At 46.8% G+C, this 17,657-nt stretch carries 19 protein-coding genes; 6 read left to right on the top strand and 13 right to left on the bottom strand.

Annotation, left to right across the window (positions count from 1 at the left end):
• Window positions 1-90 precede the first annotated feature (90 nt).
• Together M1E03_RS01315 and M1E03_RS01310 are read right to left on the bottom strand one after the other, a co-directional pair.
• A complete protein-coding gene (locus M1E03_RS01315; protein ID WP_396278893.1) occupies window positions 91-2,037 on the bottom strand; it encodes a BglG family transcription antiterminator in 1,947 nt (648 codons plus the stop codon).
• Between the two features lie 326 nt (window positions 2,038-2,363).
• Window positions 2,364-2,954: a DNA-3-methyladenine glycosylase gene (locus M1E03_RS01310; protein WP_020453407.1), complete on the bottom strand. Its 591-nt coding sequence runs from the start codon at window positions 2,952-2,954 to the stop codon at window positions 2,364-2,366.
• Between the two features lie 226 nt (window positions 2,955-3,180).
• Here M1E03_RS01310 and M1E03_RS01305 point away from each other — a divergent pair, with 226 nt between their 5' ends.
• From M1E03_RS01305 to prpB, 4 genes are all read left to right on the top strand, one after another.
• Entirely contained in the window at window positions 3,181-3,852 is a 672-nt protein-coding gene (locus M1E03_RS01305; protein ID WP_003186304.1) for a GntR family transcriptional regulator, read from the top strand.
• Window positions 3,853-3,927: 75 nt separating this feature from the next.
• A complete protein-coding gene (gene mmgD / locus M1E03_RS01300) occupies window positions 3,928-5,043 on the top strand; it encodes a citrate synthase (RefSeq protein WP_020453408.1) in 1,116 nt (371 codons plus the stop codon).
• 36 nt (window positions 5,044-5,079) lie between these two features.
• A complete protein-coding gene (locus M1E03_RS01295; protein WP_075212879.1) occupies window positions 5,080-6,519 on the top strand; it encodes a bifunctional 2-methylcitrate dehydratase/aconitate hydratase in 1,440 nt (479 codons plus the stop codon).
• Window positions 6,520-6,531: 12 nt separating this feature from the next.
• On the top strand, window positions 6,532-7,449 hold the full coding sequence (gene prpB, locus M1E03_RS01290) for a methylisocitrate lyase (protein ID WP_026580301.1): 918 nt from the start codon (window positions 6,532-6,534) through the stop codon (window positions 7,447-7,449).
• 42 nt (window positions 7,450-7,491) lie between these two features.
• Here prpB and M1E03_RS01285 read toward each other — a convergent pair whose 3' ends face one another.
• The 4 genes from M1E03_RS01285 to M1E03_RS01270 form a co-directional block, all read right to left on the bottom strand.
• The gene (locus M1E03_RS01285; RefSeq protein WP_146875322.1) at window positions 7,492-8,685 is read right to left on the bottom strand and encodes a chromate transporter; all 1,194 of its coding nucleotides are present in this window, start codon (window positions 8,683-8,685) and stop codon (window positions 7,492-7,494) included.
• Window positions 8,686-8,697: 12 nt separating this feature from the next.
• Window positions 8,698-9,006 carry a PadR family transcriptional regulator gene (locus M1E03_RS01280; RefSeq protein ID WP_020453412.1) on the bottom strand — a complete coding sequence of 103 codons (309 nt, stop codon included), beginning with the start codon at window positions 9,004-9,006 and terminating at the stop codon, window positions 8,698-8,700.
• A 144-nt stretch (window positions 9,007-9,150) separates the two neighbouring features.
• Window positions 9,151-10,866 (bottom strand): ABC transporter ATP-binding protein, encoded by a 1,716-nt coding sequence (locus M1E03_RS01275; RefSeq protein ID WP_035337976.1) that lies wholly within the window; start codon window positions 10,864-10,866, stop codon window positions 9,151-9,153.
• A 114-nt stretch (window positions 10,867-10,980) separates the two neighbouring features.
• The gene (locus M1E03_RS01270; protein ID WP_041817376.1) at window positions 10,981-11,643 is read right to left on the bottom strand and encodes a rhamnogalacturonan acetylesterase; all 663 of its coding nucleotides are present in this window, start codon (window positions 11,641-11,643) and stop codon (window positions 10,981-10,983) included.
• A 318-nt stretch (window positions 11,644-11,961) separates the two neighbouring features.
• Between M1E03_RS01270 and bslB (M1E03_RS01265) the strand changes: the two genes are divergently transcribed.
• Window positions 11,962-12,546 (top strand): biofilm surface layer hydrophobin BslB, encoded by a 585-nt coding sequence (gene bslB / locus M1E03_RS01265; protein WP_458110631.1) that lies wholly within the window; start codon window positions 11,962-11,964, stop codon window positions 12,544-12,546.
• 226 nt (window positions 12,547-12,772) lie between these two features.
• On the top strand, window positions 12,773-13,246 hold the full coding sequence (gene bslB / locus M1E03_RS01260) for a biofilm surface layer hydrophobin BslB (protein WP_023856950.1): 474 nt from the start codon (window positions 12,773-12,775) through the stop codon (window positions 13,244-13,246).
• Between the two features lie 40 nt (window positions 13,247-13,286).
• Here the strand turns inward: bslB (M1E03_RS01260) and M1E03_RS01255 are convergent, their stop codons facing one another.
• From M1E03_RS01255 to sigY, 7 genes are all read right to left on the bottom strand, one after another.
• Window positions 13,287-14,516 carry a multidrug effflux MFS transporter gene (locus M1E03_RS01255; RefSeq protein ID WP_020453417.1) on the bottom strand — a complete coding sequence of 410 codons (1,230 nt, stop codon included), beginning with the start codon at window positions 14,514-14,516 and terminating at the stop codon, window positions 13,287-13,289.
• A gap of 109 nt (window positions 14,517-14,625) precedes the next feature.
• Window positions 14,626-15,402 carry an ABC transporter permease gene (locus tag M1E03_RS01250; RefSeq protein WP_145654607.1) on the bottom strand — a complete coding sequence of 259 codons (777 nt, stop codon included), beginning with the start codon at window positions 15,400-15,402 and terminating at the stop codon, window positions 14,626-14,628.
• Window positions 15,399-16,286, bottom strand: coding sequence for an ABC transporter ATP-binding protein (locus tag M1E03_RS01245; RefSeq protein ID WP_020453419.1), 888 nt, complete (start codon window positions 16,284-16,286; stop codon window positions 15,399-15,401). Before M1E03_RS01245 ends, M1E03_RS01250 begins: the two co-directional genes overlap by 4 nt.
• Window positions 16,286-16,498: a PLD nuclease N-terminal domain-containing protein gene (locus M1E03_RS01240; RefSeq protein WP_020453420.1), complete on the bottom strand. Its 213-nt coding sequence runs from the start codon at window positions 16,496-16,498 to the stop codon at window positions 16,286-16,288. Before M1E03_RS01240 ends, M1E03_RS01245 begins: the two co-directional genes overlap by 1 nt.
• Window positions 16,495-16,713: a hypothetical protein gene (locus M1E03_RS01235; RefSeq protein WP_020453421.1), complete on the bottom strand. Its 219-nt coding sequence runs from the start codon at window positions 16,711-16,713 to the stop codon at window positions 16,495-16,497. Before M1E03_RS01235 ends, M1E03_RS01240 begins: the two co-directional genes overlap by 4 nt.
• Window positions 16,714-17,037, bottom strand: coding sequence for a YxlC family protein (locus tag M1E03_RS01230; protein WP_020453422.1), 324 nt, complete (start codon window positions 17,035-17,037; stop codon window positions 16,714-16,716).
• Window positions 17,034-17,567: an RNA polymerase sigma factor SigY gene (gene sigY / locus M1E03_RS01225; protein WP_023856948.1), complete on the bottom strand. Its 534-nt coding sequence runs from the start codon at window positions 17,565-17,567 to the stop codon at window positions 17,034-17,036. Before sigY ends, M1E03_RS01230 begins: the two co-directional genes overlap by 4 nt.
• Between the last annotated feature and the right edge of the window lie 90 nt (window positions 17,568-17,657).

Here is a 17,657-nt window from a genome sequence, read left to right as displayed (position 1 = left end):
TCTTTTACAGTTCCATCATACAATGAAACCGTTTTCATATACACTTAATGATTTTCCTCAGTGAAGAGGAAAAAAGACAAGGGGACATCTTCATTTTGCATATCGATGAGCCGGCCTGCTTTTTTTGAAGACGGACATAAACTCCCCGTACGTTTTGCATTTCAGAAGCTCCCGGACAATGACCCCGTCATCTAAAACACGGCCCAAAAATTTGTACATCTCTTGCAAATTTGCTGTATTGTCCTTTTCCACGCAAAGAAGGCAAACGAATTGAACCCTCTTATTCTCCCAGACTATCGGTTTTTGCAGCGTACAAACCGCCCAAAAAGTCGAATCGGTTTTTGGTGCCATCGGATGCGGAATTGCAACCAGATTACCGAAGCAAGTGGGCGCAACGGCCTCCCGTTCAAAGACGGAGGCTTCAAGCCCAGCGTCTGCAAGCCCTGATTGCATCACTTTTCCGCACAGAAAGCGGAGGACCTCCTCTCGGGAAGACAGACTTTCCTGCAAAAAGACGAGCTGTTTTTTCGTATAGGTCGAAGCGATTCCGTCATCTTCAGCAAGCACCTGTTCTATTTTCGTTAAATCTCCCCCTCCCAATATGGCGTTAACTTGAATCACCGGAATAGGAAGATCAGCGGACAGCGGTATGGTGCTGATGACAAAATCGAGTGCATGGAGAGACATTTGATTCAGCTTGTAGTAATCAACTGTTCCAAGGATTTCAAGCTTTGAACCGAATGTAGCCCGCAGTCTGTCTTGAAGCAGCATGGCGCTTCCGGCTCCTGACGCGCAGACAATCATGCAGCGTTTTGAGGGCCTGTTCATGTTTCGTCTTTCCATGGCTGCGCCGATATGCAGAGCGAGATAGCCGACCTCGCTTTCCTGAATGTCAAATCCCGTCTCTTTTTTGATGACTTCACCAGCTTGAATCCCGGCTTCAAATGCGAGGGGATAATTGGCTTTAATTGCGTCCAGCATCGGATTTCTGATATTCATGCCGTATCTGCAGCGATTCAGAGCCGGTTTCAGGTGAAGACCGAGACCGATTTTTAATTCTTTGTCATTCCCAATGCCAAGGGTAAATTTTTGATCGATGGCTTTCATGATCAATTTCGTCAGCCGGTCTGTCTCTTCATCCATCATATTTTCGATTGCATCGCTGCGAATGGAGGCCATAACCGTCCTTTTCGCGCCAAGCAGATGGATAGCGATGTAGGCCGTTTCTTTATCCGGAAATGCCACTTGCAGCTTTTGTTCAAGAGTGCGGACAATCTCCTTCGCCACTTCATATTCTTTATGATTCATAATCTCCTTTACATCTTTGGAATAAAGAGAAACATGTTTGCCGCTTCGAATACGTTTGCATGCAATGGCGACGTGAATGAGAAGGTTGTTTAGTCCGATATCTGAAAGAGAAATGTGATCTTCGCTTATTTTTTCTAAAATCGTCTGACGGATCATAGCCAGCTCTTCTTTTGGGAGGATGGATATCCGGGTGTTCATAATATCAATATCCGTTTCCCGCTTTGGAAAAAGGTGCTCTGCGATGCAGGATCGCAGCTTCATCTCATCTCCCTTCAGCTTAAAGCCGTAATTCGGTTTGATCTCCAGTTCGATGTCGTAAGGTTTAAGCCTTTTCTTCACATCTCTCATATCGTTTTGGACCGTCGATTTGCTGATAAACATCTCACCGGCTAAATCTTCAAGTTTGACATACTCCTCAGTTAAGAGAAGCCTTTTTAATAAATAGAGAATACGCTCATTCGGAAAAACGGGAGTAGAAAGCTCTTCATGAAATGTGTGCTGCAGAAGCTGGCGAAAGAGGCGGTCATTCTTGATGGAGAGCCGATAGCCTGCACCTCTGATCGATTGGACGGCAGCGCCGTTTTTGGAGAGAAGCCGGTCTAATTCTTTCACATCTGACCTGATCGTCCGAGAGGTCACATTTAGCTCATTGGCCAAATATGTGCTGGTTAACGGTGATTCTGCTCCTATCAATTCGCCGAGGATAAGCTTAAGCCGAGCATTGAGCATAGAAAAAGACCCTCCCACTAAGATACTTGAACCGAGACCAAACCCATACACTCAGGTATATTCATTCTTTTTGTGAAATTTGTCTCATAGTTAAGTAAATTCTATTATGGCTGCGCTTTCAAGTCAATTTGGCCTTTCTCCAAGAAAAAAAGCCGGTTTACCCGGCTTTCAGATTCTTTTTCTCTCTTCGGCTTTTGATGATTTTCCATGCGATCGGATAGATGACAGGCGCCCATTTGACGGCGCTTTTAAACACTTTTTTCATAGCTTGACTCCCTCCTGTTTTTTTATTGTTTTCCCTGTTGAACGGGAGCCAAACCTTTTAACTATCTTGAGACATAGCGGTTTTCTTTTATCCAGAAACGCCAAGGGTATTCCCTCGCTTCTCCAGAGTTGTCAATTCCAATTCGCGGGCCGCACAAAATGTTCTGAGGTTCATATCCCTTTGCGATATAAAGCGGCGGCGATGTCAGCGGTCTGCCGTAATCGTTCATCGTGATGGAAAGCGCTTTTGTCAGCTTTCCCGGTCCGTTCGTCCAATCGCGCGGTTTCTTTCCGCTCCTTCGCTTCTCCATCAGCGCGAGGCCTTCATGGGGTTCAAGCGCTCTGATCAGCACGGCCTCAGGTTCATCGGCTCCTCCGCTTACAACATTGATGAGTGTGTGGGTGTGCATGGTGTACGTATAGACCAAGCCGGCTTCATGAAACATGATTTCCGTACGTTTCGTCCGGCGGTTGCCGTAGCTGTGCGCCGCTCTGTCCCCGGGCCCTCTATAAGCCTCTGTCTCCACAATATATCCTGAAGCAGTCCCTTCTTCTGTTTCCTTGACAAGAAGACAGCCTAACAGGGATTGAGCGAGTTCAATTGTTGGTTTGCTATAAAATTCGAGCGGGAGAGGTTCGTGAGCTGGATTCATTTTTGGATGGCCTCCTTTTTGCTCAAAGGCGAAATGCCTCTTTGTCGATTGTGATATATTTTACCATTTTCGACAGACGGGATGCCAGAAAATGAAGGTGCCTTGATTAAGATGAGGATCTCCCATTGATTTTATTTTTCAGTCTTTCATGGATGACATTGACATATCTGTATTATTGTATACAATAATAATTATATTCTGAAAAAAGGAGGCGAAAGCTTTTTTCATGCACTCTTCAAATCCAGTCAAAAGACAGTCTGCAAGTGATTACGCTTACAATGAATTAAGAACGAAGATCATCGAACTTGAATACCCTCCCTCTGAACAGCTTGCTGAAGACAGTCTTGCAAAGGGTTTAAACATCAGCAGAACTCCTCTTCGCCAGGCTCTTTACCGGCTGGAGCTTGAAGGATTGGTCAGTAAACAGCCGAACGGCCGGCTTCGCGTATGCCCGATTTCGCTCGCTGAAGCGAAAGAGGTTTTTAAAGTTCGGGAAGCGCTTGAAGGACTGCTCACTGCCGAAGCCGCACAGCTGGTGACACCGGAGAGCCTTCATCAGCTTGAAGACCGCATCGAACTGATGAAACTGGCTGCCGTAAAGGGCCGCAAAACAGATACGGTCAAATACGGATCAGAATTTCATTCCATCTTGCACGCCATCAGCACAAACGCAACCGCAAAACGTTTTCTGGATCAGCTTGAAAGCAGGATCGAACGGTATCGCAGAATCAGCGGATACAAAAATCCTGACTACAAACCGTCTGTATCTTTCAATGAACACTTGGACATTTTTAATGCCGTCAAAGAAAAAAACAGCGTTTTGGCAGAAGCCGCCATGCGTTCCCACATTAAACGAAGCTTGCGTTCCATTGAAGAAACGCTGGAACGTTCATACTAATCCGCCGAACAGCCAATGCCATTCTCACAGCACGTTTTTGACACAAAAGTTAAAAAACGAATAAGAGGTGGAAAAATGGGCAAACAAGGTGTATTTAAACCGGGATTAGAAGGCGTTATTGCTGGGGAAACGAACATTTCCTTCTTAGATACGGAAGCGGAACAAATCGTCATTAAAGGCTATGATTTAATCGAACTTGCAGAACAAAAAACATATCTGGACCTCGTCTATCTCCTCCTTCAAAATAAACTGCCTGATCCAATGGAATTGCAAGGAATTGAAAGCGCTATAAAAAATTCGTATGAACTGCCCGGCGGAATCTATACCATTCTGAAGGCGCTTCCGAATAACACCCATCCGATGGATGCGCTCCGAACCGGGATTTCCGCTTTGGCTGGATATGATCCTGAATTGAATGACAGGTCTCCATCAGCAAACAGAAGCAAAGCGCTGCGCTTGATCGCACAGGTTCCGAATATTACCGCCAACAGCTACCGCATCCTTCACCAGAAAAATGTCATCACGCCTGATAAACAGCTTTCATTCAGCCAGAACTTTTTATACATGCTGACGGAAAAAGAACCGACTCCGGAAGAAACAGCCGTCTTTGATCAGACATTAATGCTGTACAGCGAGCACGAAATGCCGAACTCCACATTTGCCGCAAGAGTCATCGCATCGACAAACACAGACATATACGGTGCTTTCACAGGCGCCGCTGCATCGCTTAAAGGACATTTGCACGGCGGCGCGAATGAAGCAGTGATGTACATGCTGCTCGAAGGAGAAACAAAATCGGGCTTCTGCAAGCTGATTGAGCATAAGTTAAGCAGAAAAGAAAAAATCATGGGCTTCGGCCACCGCGTCTATATGAAAAAAATGGACCCGCGCGCAGCCCTGCTGAAAAAGGCGCTCTATTCGCTATCTCATAAAACCGGCCGACAGGATTTATATGAGATGTGTGATGCCGGTGAAAAGCTGATGCGCGAAGAAAAAGGCCTGTATCCGAACCTCGACTACTATGCGGCTCCGGTCTATTACCTGCTCGGCATACCGATCGATCTCTATACTCCGATATTTTTCGCGGCACGTTCTGTCGGTCTAAGCGCGCATGTCATTGAACAGCACGAAGACAACAGGCTGTTCCGCCCGAGAGTTCACTATACCGGACCGCGTCATCTTCATCCATAGTTCGCCTTTGATTCAGAAAGAAGGGAGATAAATGTTATGAAAACAGAAAGTCAAACGCTCCAAAATTGCGATCAATTGCTGGAAGAGATCGCAGACTATACGGTAAATGCCAAGATTTCAAGCGAAGAAGCGATTGAAACCGCCCGCTACGTCTTAATGGATACACTGGGCTGCGGCATTTTGGCGCTCAAATACCCGGAATGCGCCAAACATCTCGGCCCGATTGCCCCGGGTACCGTCGTCCCGAACGGCACCCGCGTCCCGGGAACGCAATTTGTACTCGATCCTGTTCACGGAGCCTTCAATATCGGCTGCATGGTTCGCTGGCTCGATTATAATGACACATGGCTGGCAGCCGAATGGGGCCACCCGTCAGATAACCTTGGAGCGATTTTAGCCTGCGCTGACTATGTCAGCAGGCAGCGGCTCGCGGCGGGCAAGGAACCGCTCACCATTCACGATGTATTAACGGCAATTGTGAAGGCTCATGAAATCCAAGGCGTCCTTGCTCTCGAGAACAGCTTAAACAGAAATGGGCTTGACCATGTGCTGTTTGTAAAAGTCGCCTCCACTGCTGTGGCATGCTCACTATTGGGGGGGACAAAACAGGATGTTGTCAATGCCGTCTCCCAAGCCTGGGTCGATAATTCAAGCCTGCGGACGTACCGTCACGCTCCGAATACCGGTTCGCGAAAGTCCTGGGCTGCCGGTGATGCGACAAGCCGCGGCGTGAGGCTCGCAATGATGACCTTGAAGGGCGAAATGGGATATAAAACCGCTTTGTCCGCTCCAATGTGGGGTTTTCAGGATGTCTTATTCGGCGGAAAAGAATTGACGCTCGCCAGACCGCTCGACTCTTATGTCATCGAAAATGTCCTTTTTAAAATTTCGTATCCGGCGGAATTCCACGCACAAACGGCTGCTGAAGCCGCGATCAAGCTTCACCCTGAAGTGAAGAACAGACTTGATAACATCGATCAAATCGTGATCACGACGCACGAATCGGCCATCCGGATTATCGACAAAACAGGAGAATTACACAATCCAGCTGACCGTGATCACTGCCTTCAGTATATAACAGCGATCGGGCTGATCTACGGCGATATTACCGCTGACCATTACGAAGACGAAACCGCGCAAAATCCGGAAATCGACAGACTGCGCGAAAAAATGACCACAGTCGAAAACAAACAGTATTCTACCGATTATCTCGACCCGGAAAAACGCTCGATCGCCAACGCTGTTCAAGTGTTTTACAAAGACGGCACACAATCGGAAAAAATCGCGGTCGAATACCCGATTGGTCATCGGCGCCGCCGCAACGAAGGCATCCCGCTGTTAAAAGAAAAATTCACCAATAACTTAAAAACGCGCTTTCCGGCGGGGCAAGCGGAGCGAATCAACGCCCTGCTGAATGACCCTCGCCAATTAAGCGGTACACCTGTGCCGGACTTTATGGAATTGTTTGTGATTTAGGAGGTTTTGAATATGTGGATTGTCTCGAAACAATCAACTCAGGAAGAACTGGCCAATACATTCAGAAAGCTGATGAAAGCGCCTGATATTTTGAAAATACCAGGCGTTCATGACGGGATGGCAGCCATTACCGCAAAAAACATCGGCTTCAAAGCGCTCTACCTCTCCGGGGCAGCCTACACGGCAAGCCGCGGACTCCCTGACCTCGGAATGATTCATTCCCAGGAAATCGCTGAAAAAGCCAGCGAACTTGTGAGAGCCGCAAATCTTCCGCTTTTGGTCGATATCGACACCGGCTACGGCGGTGTCCTAAATGCGGCGCGCACGGCGGCCGAAATGGCTGAAAGCCGGGTCGCAGCCGTTCAAATCGAAGATCAGCAGCTGCCTAAAAAATGCGGACATTTAAATGGAAAGACGCTTGTCCCGGCAGAAGACATGATCGCAAAAATTAGAGCGATAAAAGAAACCGCCCCTTCACTCGTCATTGTGGCACGCACGGATGCAAAAGCAGCGGAAGGAATGGAAGCCGCCGTCAGACGCGCCAATTTATATGCCGACGCGGGAGCCGATGCCATCTTTCCGGAAGCATTAACGAGCGCAGCCGAGTTCAAGGAAATGGCCTCATCCATTAAAGCGCCGCTCCTCGCCAATATGACCGAATTCGGAAAAACGCCTTATTACACGGCTGACGAATTCCAAATGCTCGGCTGCAGCATGGTTATTTACCCGGTAACCTCCCTGCGCGCTGCCGCAAAAGCTTATGAACGGGTCTTCGCAGAAATTTTCGAAAAAGGCACGCAAAAGGGTGTGCTCGATGACATGCAGACGCGCGAAGAATTATATGATGCGATTCAATACTACGACTATGAAAAATTGGACGAAAATATCGCCAAAACGGTGCTTCCCGAAATCGGAAAAGAACACCGTTAATACGAGAAAAAAGGCTGCCGAATTGTCGGCAGCCTTCTCCATTTACAGCAATTGCATCAATGCACCGCCGGCAGCACCGGCCGCAACGATGATCCATGGCGGAAGCTTCCAGTAGACAAGCAGGCTGAATAAAACCGCGGCGAATGCAAAATCGACCGGCGCCAATATCGAGCTGGTCCAGATCGGCTGATAAAACGCGGAAATCAATATTCCCACAACGGCTGCATTCACTCCCATTAAAGCGCCTTTCACTTTAGGATTGCGGCGCAGCGTATCCCAGAAGGGCAGCGTCCCCAGAATCAGCAGGAACGCCGGCAGAAAAATCGCCGCTGTGGCGAGCATTCCGCCTTGCCAGCCGCTGATCACCGCACCAAGATATGCAGCGAATGTGAACAAAGGCCCCGGGACAGCTTGAGCGGCTCCATACCCGGCTAAAAAAGCCTCTTCGCTTAACCAGCCCGTCGGTACAAATTCCCGTTCTAATAACGGCAGGACCACATGCCCTCCGCCGAAGACTAAAGAACCCGACCTGTAAAAACTGTCAAACATGGCAATCCAGCTGGAAGATGTCAGTTCTCTGAGCATCGGCAGCAGTATGAGAAGCCCGAAAAACAAGCTGAGACAAACCGCCGCAAAACGGCGCGACACTGGAAATCGCATGACAGAATCATCTGTCTCAACTTGCTCTTTATAGATGAGATAACCGGCGAAAGCGGCGAGCAGGATGACTCCGACCTGTGTAAAAGCCGTCTGCCAGAGAAGGGTGGCGACTAGAGCAAACAGCGCGATCGCCTTGCGCCTTTTATCAGGTGTCAGCTTTTGCGCCATCCCCAAAACAGCATGGGCGACTACGGCTACGGCTACGATTTTCAACCCATGAATCCAGCCGGCTGTCCCGATATCGAAGCCTTGCAGAATCATAGCAAATAATACGAGTGCTATGACAGATGGGAGAGTAAACCCGATGAACGCTAGGATGCCTCCAATGATGCCGGCTCGCATGACGCCGATTCCGATCCCCACCTGGCTGCTGGCAGGGCCGGGCAGGAACTGGCATAAAGCGACCAGATCGGCATAGTTTTTTTCGTCCATCCATTTTCTTTTGCGGACATATTCGGCATGAAAATATCCCAAATGGGCGATCGGGCCTCCGAACGATGTCAATCCAAGCCTGGTTGAAACGAATAGAATTTCAAGCAGCGACCTCAAGCTTCTGTCCGCTTTATGCTTTGTCATCATTTCACTCCTCTATTCTTTAATTTCTTTAAACAGTTCATATGCTTTCAACCTTGCTTCCTTCAGTACGCTTGCTCCTTTTTCCGTAGTTGAGTAGTATTTTCTGATTTTCCCGTCCACATTCTGTTCTTCTTTTCGAAGAAGTCCGTCAGATTCCATTGAATGAAGGATCGGATACAGCGTTCCCGCACTGATGTTATATCCGTGCTCTTTCAATTCCTCAAGCATCCACAAGCCGAAAATCGGATGTTCGCTGGCGTGGTGCAAAATATGAATTTGAATAAATCCCAGAAATAGCTTTCGCAATACTTTATCTTCCAATACCGCACCCCCTTTAACGAAACTCAATATCGAAATCCGATATCGATAGTTTATAACGAAAGTGTAGCATCGGTTCTCTCTCTTTTCAAGGTCTTTTGCCCTTAAAAAAACAAGCCCAAACATGGGCTTGCCTGTTTCAAACATTTACGACTGATACTGTACACGATGAAGATTCGCAAAAATACCGCCCCGCTCAACCAGTTCATCATGTGTTCCTTCTTCTGCGATTCCGTTTTCTGTCACGACCACAATCCGGTCGGCATTGCGGATCGTAGCAAGTCTGTGAGCAATGACAAGCGTCGTCCTGTCTTTTGCGAGCTCTGTCAAAGCGTTTTGAATCACCTGCTCCGTCTCTGTGTCAAGTGCTGATGTGGCTTCGTCCAATATGAGAATCGGCGGATTTTTAAGAAACATCCTGGCGATTGCGATCCTTTGCTTTTGACCCCCTGACAGCTTCAGCCCTCTTTCGCCGACTTGGGTCTCATAACCGTCCGGGAGCGACTCGATCAGCTGTTCTAAATGCGCCATTTTGGCGGCCCGCTGAATCTCTTCATCTGTCGCATCCAGTTTTCCGTAGGCGATGTTTTCGCGGAGCGTCCCCGTAAAAAGAAACACATCCTGCTGGACGATGCCGATTTGCGAACGGAGAGAACGTTTTGTCATGTCGCGAATATCGATGCCGTCAATTGTGATGGCTCCGCCGTCTATATCGTAAAAACGCGGAATCAGCGAGCTGATCGTCGTTTTGCCCGCTCCCGAAGGGCCGACAAAAGCGACCGTTTCTCCGGCTGTAATTGACAGATCGACGCCTTGCAGGACAGGTTTATGTTTTTCATAGCCGAACGTCACATTCTTGAAGACGATGTTTCCTTCCAACAGCTGAACATCAATCGCATCTTTGCGGTCGACAATCTGCGGCTTTGTATCGATCAACTCCGTAAACCGCTTAAATCCTGCCATTCCTTTCGGATAAAGCTCCAAAATGGCGCTGATTTTATCAATCGGCTTAAACAACACGTTGACATAAAGAACAAACCCGACGAATTCCCCGTAGGACATATTCCCGGAAAAACTGAGCCAAGCTCCGTACACAAGCACTGCCAGAATCATCAGCCGCGTCATCAAAAAGGTCCCCGCAGTCGTGAGAGCCATCGTTTTGTAGCCTTTCAGCTTCGCCTTGCGGAACTTTTGATTGTTCTTTAAAAACCGGGAAATCTCAAAGCGTTCATTCGTAAAAGATTGAACGACGCGAACGCCTGAGACGCTGTCCTCAACCCTGGCGTTAACATCGGCGATTTCGCTGTACATCTGGCGCCAAGCGCGGTTCATCCTGATATTTGAATAAGTGATTAAAATAATCAATAACGGCACAAACAGAACAGCAACCAAGGCAAGCTTCACATTAATCGTCAGCATGATCCAAAATGCACCGAAAAAGGTCATCACGGCGATGAACAAATCCTCCGGTCCGTGATGGGCCAGCTCTCCGATATCAAACAGATCATTTGTGATGCGGCTGATGATATGTCCAGTTTTTGTATTGTCAAAGTATCGGAAAGATTGGCGCTGTACATGTTGGAAAAGCTCCTGGCGCATATCCGTTTCAATATTGATGCCGAGCTTATGCCCGAGATAATTGACAATGTATTGCAGGCCCGTGCTGAGCAAATAAATCAGTAAGAGGCCGATGCTTACCCAGACAATTTCAAGCCAGTCTCCCCCGGGAATCAGCGTATCGATGAACCACTGAACGACTAGGGGAAAAGCCAGCTCAAGCACTGCGACGATGATCGCACTGCTGAAATCGATGAAGAACAGACGTTTATGAGGTTTATAGTATGAAAAAAAGCGGCGTATCATAAGATGATGTGCACTCCTTTTGAGAATCTTTACGAGATTGATCGTATCACAGTTTGGCATCGGAAGTGCAAAAATTTTGAAAAATAATTGAAAATTATTCTCAAGTAGACTGTTTTATAAAGGAATTCCCGTTTCTTTTGCTCCCTGTGCAACAAGCTTAGCCATCTCATTTGCACCGAAATCGCAAAAATGGGTGTCATCCCTGGCTCCGTCCGGATAGTTGGGTTGTTCCCCCGGTTCAAGCCATAAAAACAGCTTTTTGGAAGCTTCCGGGCCCAGCGATTCAAGCAATTGACGGCTTTTGGAGGCGAGATCGATGAGCGGCACCCGAAGCTCTTCAGCAAGCTGTATCATCGCATCAGGATAGTCGCCGTGGGTATTTTTGAACCGGCCGTCGCTTTCAAATGATCTTCTCTGGACCGGTGTAATGAGGACCGGATTGGCTTTTTTTAACCGGGCGTCATCTATATACCGGCGCAAGTGCTGCTTGTAAGTCGTATATGGCTCTGTATAGCGATCATCCGGCTTTTGGTCGTTATGACCAAACTGGACAAACAAATAATCGCCGCTTTGGATCTGTGTCATGATTCGCTCCAGCCTGCCTTCTTCAATAAAGCTTTTTGAACTTCTCCCTGATGCCGCTTCATTGCGGATCAAAACACCGTCGCTTAAAAACGCGCCAATTTTCTGTCCCCAGCCTGCACGCGGCGCCCTGTCGCTATCATAATCGCAAACCGTTGAATCCCCGGCCAAAAACCACTGAACGTCTCTCATTATCCATCCCCCTCATTCCTTTTTGTTTTATATTAAAACGCCCCTCAAAGAACCGCAACCCAACATACATATTTGCCCATTTTGTTCTTTATACGACTCCTTTTTATAAAAAAGGCTATAAATTGATAAAAAACTATCAATTTATACTAATTTTTTTTAGAAATTTATCTAAAAATATTTACTTGGATGGTAAATGGTGATAGATTAAGTAAACAAGAAAAGGAATATAGTTGATCGCGATCTCGTTTCTACCTTTTCTTGAAAATAATAGGACGTCCTCTATTTTTTAACTTTAACATTGCATTTAGGAGGAACTTATCGATGCTTAAACGAAAATTCATTCGCAAAATCAGTGTTGCTCTATTAGCTTCTGCAGCATTGTTTTCATTTATCATTCCTACCCAAGGGGCAAATGCCCAAGAGGTGAAAACAAATCATTTTAGAGGACCGATCTTTTGTCCGCCGCCATTCAAGCCGTGGCCTAAGCCGCAGCCGCCTCAAAAACCGCAGCCGGATTATCCGCAACCGGATAACCCGACTCAGAAGCCTGTGCTTGAGGCAAAAACCATTAACAGCAATAAAGAGTGGTCAACTTCTGACATCGAAATTACTTATAAACCAAACACTTTTGTGGGTTCAAGCTATGTTGAATTTCATTTTCCATACCGTTTTCATGCAAGCACAAGAGATACACTAAATGGAAAAACACTTGACTATACACAAATTTTAAATGATGGACAAACGGTCCGAGTTCCCGTCTATGCTTTAAGCTCTTGTGAGTTCAAATTAGTGATGGTTCGGAAAACGCTCCCAAATGCAGGGACTCACAGAATTACTGCTGAACTTCAACAAAATGGAAAAAACATCAACCATGCTGAAACAACTTTGGAGATTGTTCCTCGTTAAATCAATGTTCGGCCTGCCGGCATCAATTTGCCGGCAGCTGTTCTGCTGTATTTCCCTTTACATATCATGCATTTTTTAAAAGTTTTTAGAATTTTCCTCAAAAAATATTTACTTGAATGGTAAACGGTGATAGATTGATGGGGCAGGAAAAGGAATATAGTAGATGATGAACTTATTTTTTCCTTTTTCATCTTTTTTAACAACATTCATTAGGAGGGGGAAGTACATGTTAAAACGTAAATTTATCGGTAAAATGGGAGTCGGGCTATTAACTTCGGCAGCATTGTTTTCTTTCATTCTTCCGACGGAGGAAGCGAGCGCCACTTTTTTCAGAAATGCTCCGACGCTTCATGTCGAAACGGTTGACAGCAACAAAGAGTGGACGACCTCAGACATTGAAGTCACTTACAAACCGAACTCTTTTGTCGGTGCAAGCTATGTTGAATTTAACTTTCCATACCGCTTCCATGCGAACACAAGAGATTCGCTGAACGGCAGAACACTGAACTATACACAAATTTTAAATGACGGGCAAACCGTCAGAGTGCCGGTTTATGCTTTCAGCTCTTCTGCGTTCAAACTGGTCATGGTTCGGAAAACGCTGCCAAACGCAGGAACCCACAGAGTCACTGCGGAGCTGCAAAAGTTTGGACGAAACTACAACCACGCTGAAGCTACAGTTGATATCCTGCCACGCTAAAACATTTCAGCCTGCCAGCAAAAGAACCGGCAGGCTTTTTTCATTTAAGCGCTGCCCGCCGAACCAGCATGTTAAAACAAGCGAGCGCGCTGATATTGCAAAACAGAATGACGACTGCCATCGGTAAAGCTGTATGGCTTCCGCCAATACCGACGAGCGGCGCCGCGGCAGCTCCTAAAATAAACGGAAGCAGTCCTAAAAGCGCAGATGCGCTTCCGGCCGATTTACCCTGGCTCTGCATCGCTAAGGATCCGCTGGTCGTCGTCACGATTCCGATGCAGGAAACCACGACAAACAGCGGAATTAAAATCAGAATCAGCGGTGCTTTGAAAAAGACAGAAACAAATAAAACAACGCTTGCGGTAAAAGACAGCAGCAAACCGCTCCGCAAAAGGGAAGCTTCGCCGAACCGACCGGCAAGCCTGCCCGTAATCTGGGCTGCGATAATGATGCCCAAGCCGTTTAATGCGAAACAAAAACTAAAGGCTTGCGCCGACAATTTGTAAATGTCCTGCAAAACAAACGGAGAGGCCGATATATAGCCGAACATCCCCGCTACGATCAGCCCTTGCGCCAAAGCGTATCCCATAAATGTGCGCTGGCCGAAGAGCCTTCCAAATGATACAAACGTCTCTTTGAACCCGCCTGCCGTGCGGTTTTCCGGAGACAGTGATTCTTTAACTCCGAATATCACGGACAAAATCATCAGCAAGCCAAAAAGGCCGATAATGAAAAATACGCCGTTCCAAGTCGTCCATTTCATCAGCTGGCCGCCCGCTACCGGGGATATGATAGGCGCAATCCCGTTAACCAGCATCAAGAGCGAAAAGAACTTTGTCAATTCTGTACCAGAATATAGATCACGGGCAATCGCGCGTGATATGACAATGCCGCCTGCACCCGCTGCACCTTGAATAAAGCGCATCGCAATCAAGACCCATACAGAGGATGTCATAGCACATAAAAATGAGGCCGCGGCAAAAACGGACAGCGAAACGATCAGCGGGAGCCTTCTTCCAAGGACATCGCTGAAAGGACCGATGACAATTTGGCCGATTGCCAGCCCCAGTAAACACGATGTTAAACTGAGCTGAACGACGGAAGCATTCGTATGTAAATCAGATGCCATCTGCGGAAGGCCGGGCAAATATAAATCGATCACAACCGGACCGATTCCCGATAAAATACCCAATATGACAGCGATCCATACCCTGTTCGGCTTAGCTTTTGACTGAGCCGCAAGATCTGCCTGGCTGTTAAGCGTACCCATTGGATCACTCCTTTTTTATATTTTGAAATACGCCCTCGAAACCTTTCAATGTATTGTACACCTTAAGCTATGAAGATAACAATTAGAAAAACCGGGCAAGCCCGGCTGATTAGTAAGATTCATATCTTTTAAAAACAAAAACGGTGCACATGAACAAAAGAAGCACAATTTCCAAAGACGAAAACACCATCCAGCCGAAAGCATTATCCCATGAACCATGCATGATAAAATAGTCAGCCTGGCTTTTCGCCTTATCAGGCATCCATTCGGTAAAACGGGGAAATAAGGAACCCGCCAGTGAAACGAAGGCGATGAAACTGATGCTCATGCCGGCAATCCCCCCGATACGGCGAAACAGGGCACCGAAAAACATCGTGACCGACATGACAAATACAATCCATATACTGTACACGAATAAACTAAATAAGAACCGGTTAATTTCAACCTTGCCGAATAGAAGGTTTGTATAATAAAAAGCCAGACCGTAGCTCACAGCAAACGAAACCAATACGAGCAGCACCTGCTGAAGCCACTTGCTGCCGATATACTGCAGCGGGCTGACAGGTCTCGCCATCACCAATGAAAGGGATCCTTGGTTTCGTTCGTGGACAATGCTGCCCATCACACTGAAAACGAAAATTGCAGTACCAATCGTGCCGAACTGGGACAAGGTGCTCGCCATCACCTCTTCACTTCCCGGCTTTGGTATGTCGATCACAGCTCCCTCAGGCAAATTCCCGGCCATATCGATAATCTGAGGCATATAATACAGGGTGAGCGGCTGAATCAAGCCCAGAAGGATCAAAATGACTGGCAGCCAAAGCAGCTTTCCGTCCCTCCAGCTTTCCGTCCATTCTTTTTGAAATAACATAAAAAATGAATTCATAGCCCCATCACCTTCAAATACATATCTTCCAAGGACATCGTTTTTTGTTCAAAACGAACAATCGATACTTGCCTGCTCAAGCATTCAGCTAAAAGCCGGCGGCTGTCAGACCGATCTGTTAAATAAAATTCAGCTTGTGAAGGCTTATGATACACGACTTTGCTGACATAAGGCAGGTGTTCCAGCCATCCTTCAAGGCTCTCTTCAGCTGTCAGGATATAAGATGGCTTTAAATGCCGATTCTTCAATCTGTGAAGCGGACCTGACCATTTGACAGCCCCTTCTTTCAGCATGATCACTTGATCGCACACCTCTTCGGCATCATGCAGCACATGAGTCGAAAATAGAATTGTCATCTTCTTTTTTAATTCTTTCATCATATCAAGGACTTCGCGCCGCCCCGCCGGATCGAGCGCAGAAACAGGTTCATCCAAAATCAACAGGCTCGGCTCATGAACCAAAGCCTGCGCAAGCCCGAGCCTTTGCTTCATTCCTCCTGAAAAACCGCTGATTTTCCGGTCTTCTTCCTTTTCCAGACCGACATAGCGCAAAGCGGTTCGACTCTTTTCCAGGGCTTCACGACGTTTCATTTTAGAAAGTCTTGCAGCAAACACCATATATTCCAAAGCTGTCATCCATGAAAAAAACGCAGGATGCTGAGGCAAATATCCGATTTCCAGCCTGTTTATCGATTCCCTCCCCAAAAAGCGGATGCCTCCTGATGTAGGCGCCAATAAACCGGAAAGCATTTGCAATGTCGTCGTTTTTCCCGCTCCGTTCGGCCCGAGAAGGGCAACGCATTGCTGATATTCAAGGTCGAAGCTGACATTTCGGACAGCTTGGTGCTGCTGATACATTTTTGTTAAACCATTGACGGACAGCATCACACCCGCCTCCTCTCATATGTTTTTTTACCGATGATAAAGTAAGAGACGGGACCGACAAAACTGATCCCGAAAATGATCAAAATCCACATCCACTTTGGGCCATTCGTTTTCTCCTGTTTGATACAATTGACCAATGCGGACACTGCTAAAATGAAATACAGAACAATGAAAGGAGCGAGCAGCGCCCAAGGTATATCTGTTTCAGTCATGATGACGGCCTCCTTTTCTTATGAAACGGCCTTACAACAAATAAATAATAGAATAATAAAGGCATCGGTGTTTGGATCAAGCCCCATATGCCCCAAAACCACGCATTGGCTCCTTTTTTCTTCGCATTAAGAAATAGAAAGATACTCTGCGCAAATAAAAGCGGTGAAATGTAAAGCAGCAGCATCAATTTTTCCTGAGTCATATCAAGATTCATTTAATCAGCCTCCCCGTCAGCCGCACGCCGCCTTTTTTCTAATAAGGCGAGCGCCGGCAGAAATATAAGCGCCGCACCCTGCACCATGATAAAAACAGCCGGCACTTGAACGGAAATCGTCAAGTAAGCCGATAAAATCACCAGCGCCATGACGATAAAACAAAGCAATTCCTTTTTGAGCGCCCGCTTGCGTTCTTGCTTAAACCGCGCTAAACGCTGATTCAGTTCAAATACTTGAGGAACCGGCGGCACAAAAGTATCATCCATTCTTTCGAGTTCGCGTTTCAACTGTGTAATCGTTTCTTTTTCGTCTCGGTCGTTCACTGTCCCCACTCCTTTCGAATCTTCTTTAATCCATGATGCACGCGCGATTTGACGGTACCTTCTTTTATTTTCAGCATGTTTGCCACTTCAGGATAAGTAAACCCGTAATAGTGCCTTAACAAGATTGGCATTCTGAACTCTGGCTCAAGAGCAGCAAAAAGCTCCAAGTATTCGCTCCATTCGTGGCCGTGAAGGGCAGACTTCCATTTCATTTTTCGCAAGGCTTCCTCTCCTGCTGCTTGCGTTTTGCGGTTTTCGCGTTTTTTCCGGCGCTGATGGTCGATAAACAGCCGGGAAGCAATTGAAATCAGCCATGTTGAAAATTTCGCGTTGCCTTGAAACTGATGAAGGCTGACATACGCTTTCAGCATCGTTTCCTGGACCAAGTCCTCTGTGAGATCTGGGTTCAGCGTTAATTTCAGAACATATTGATATACAAAAGGATAGTGAAGCTGAAACAGTATCGTAAAAGCCTCATCTTCCCCGTCTTTTGCCCGTATGATCAGTTCTTTTTCATCTGCTTGATCCACTAAAACGCCTACCCCCTTTCTTTTTGTCTCTGTATCTAGGACGACGGCTGCAAGCAAACCGTTCAATTGTATTTCAATAAGATAAAAAAT

This window comes from Bacillus sp. PK6-013, from assembly GCF_054161445.1.
This window is presented reverse-complemented; position numbering and strand designations above follow the sequence as displayed.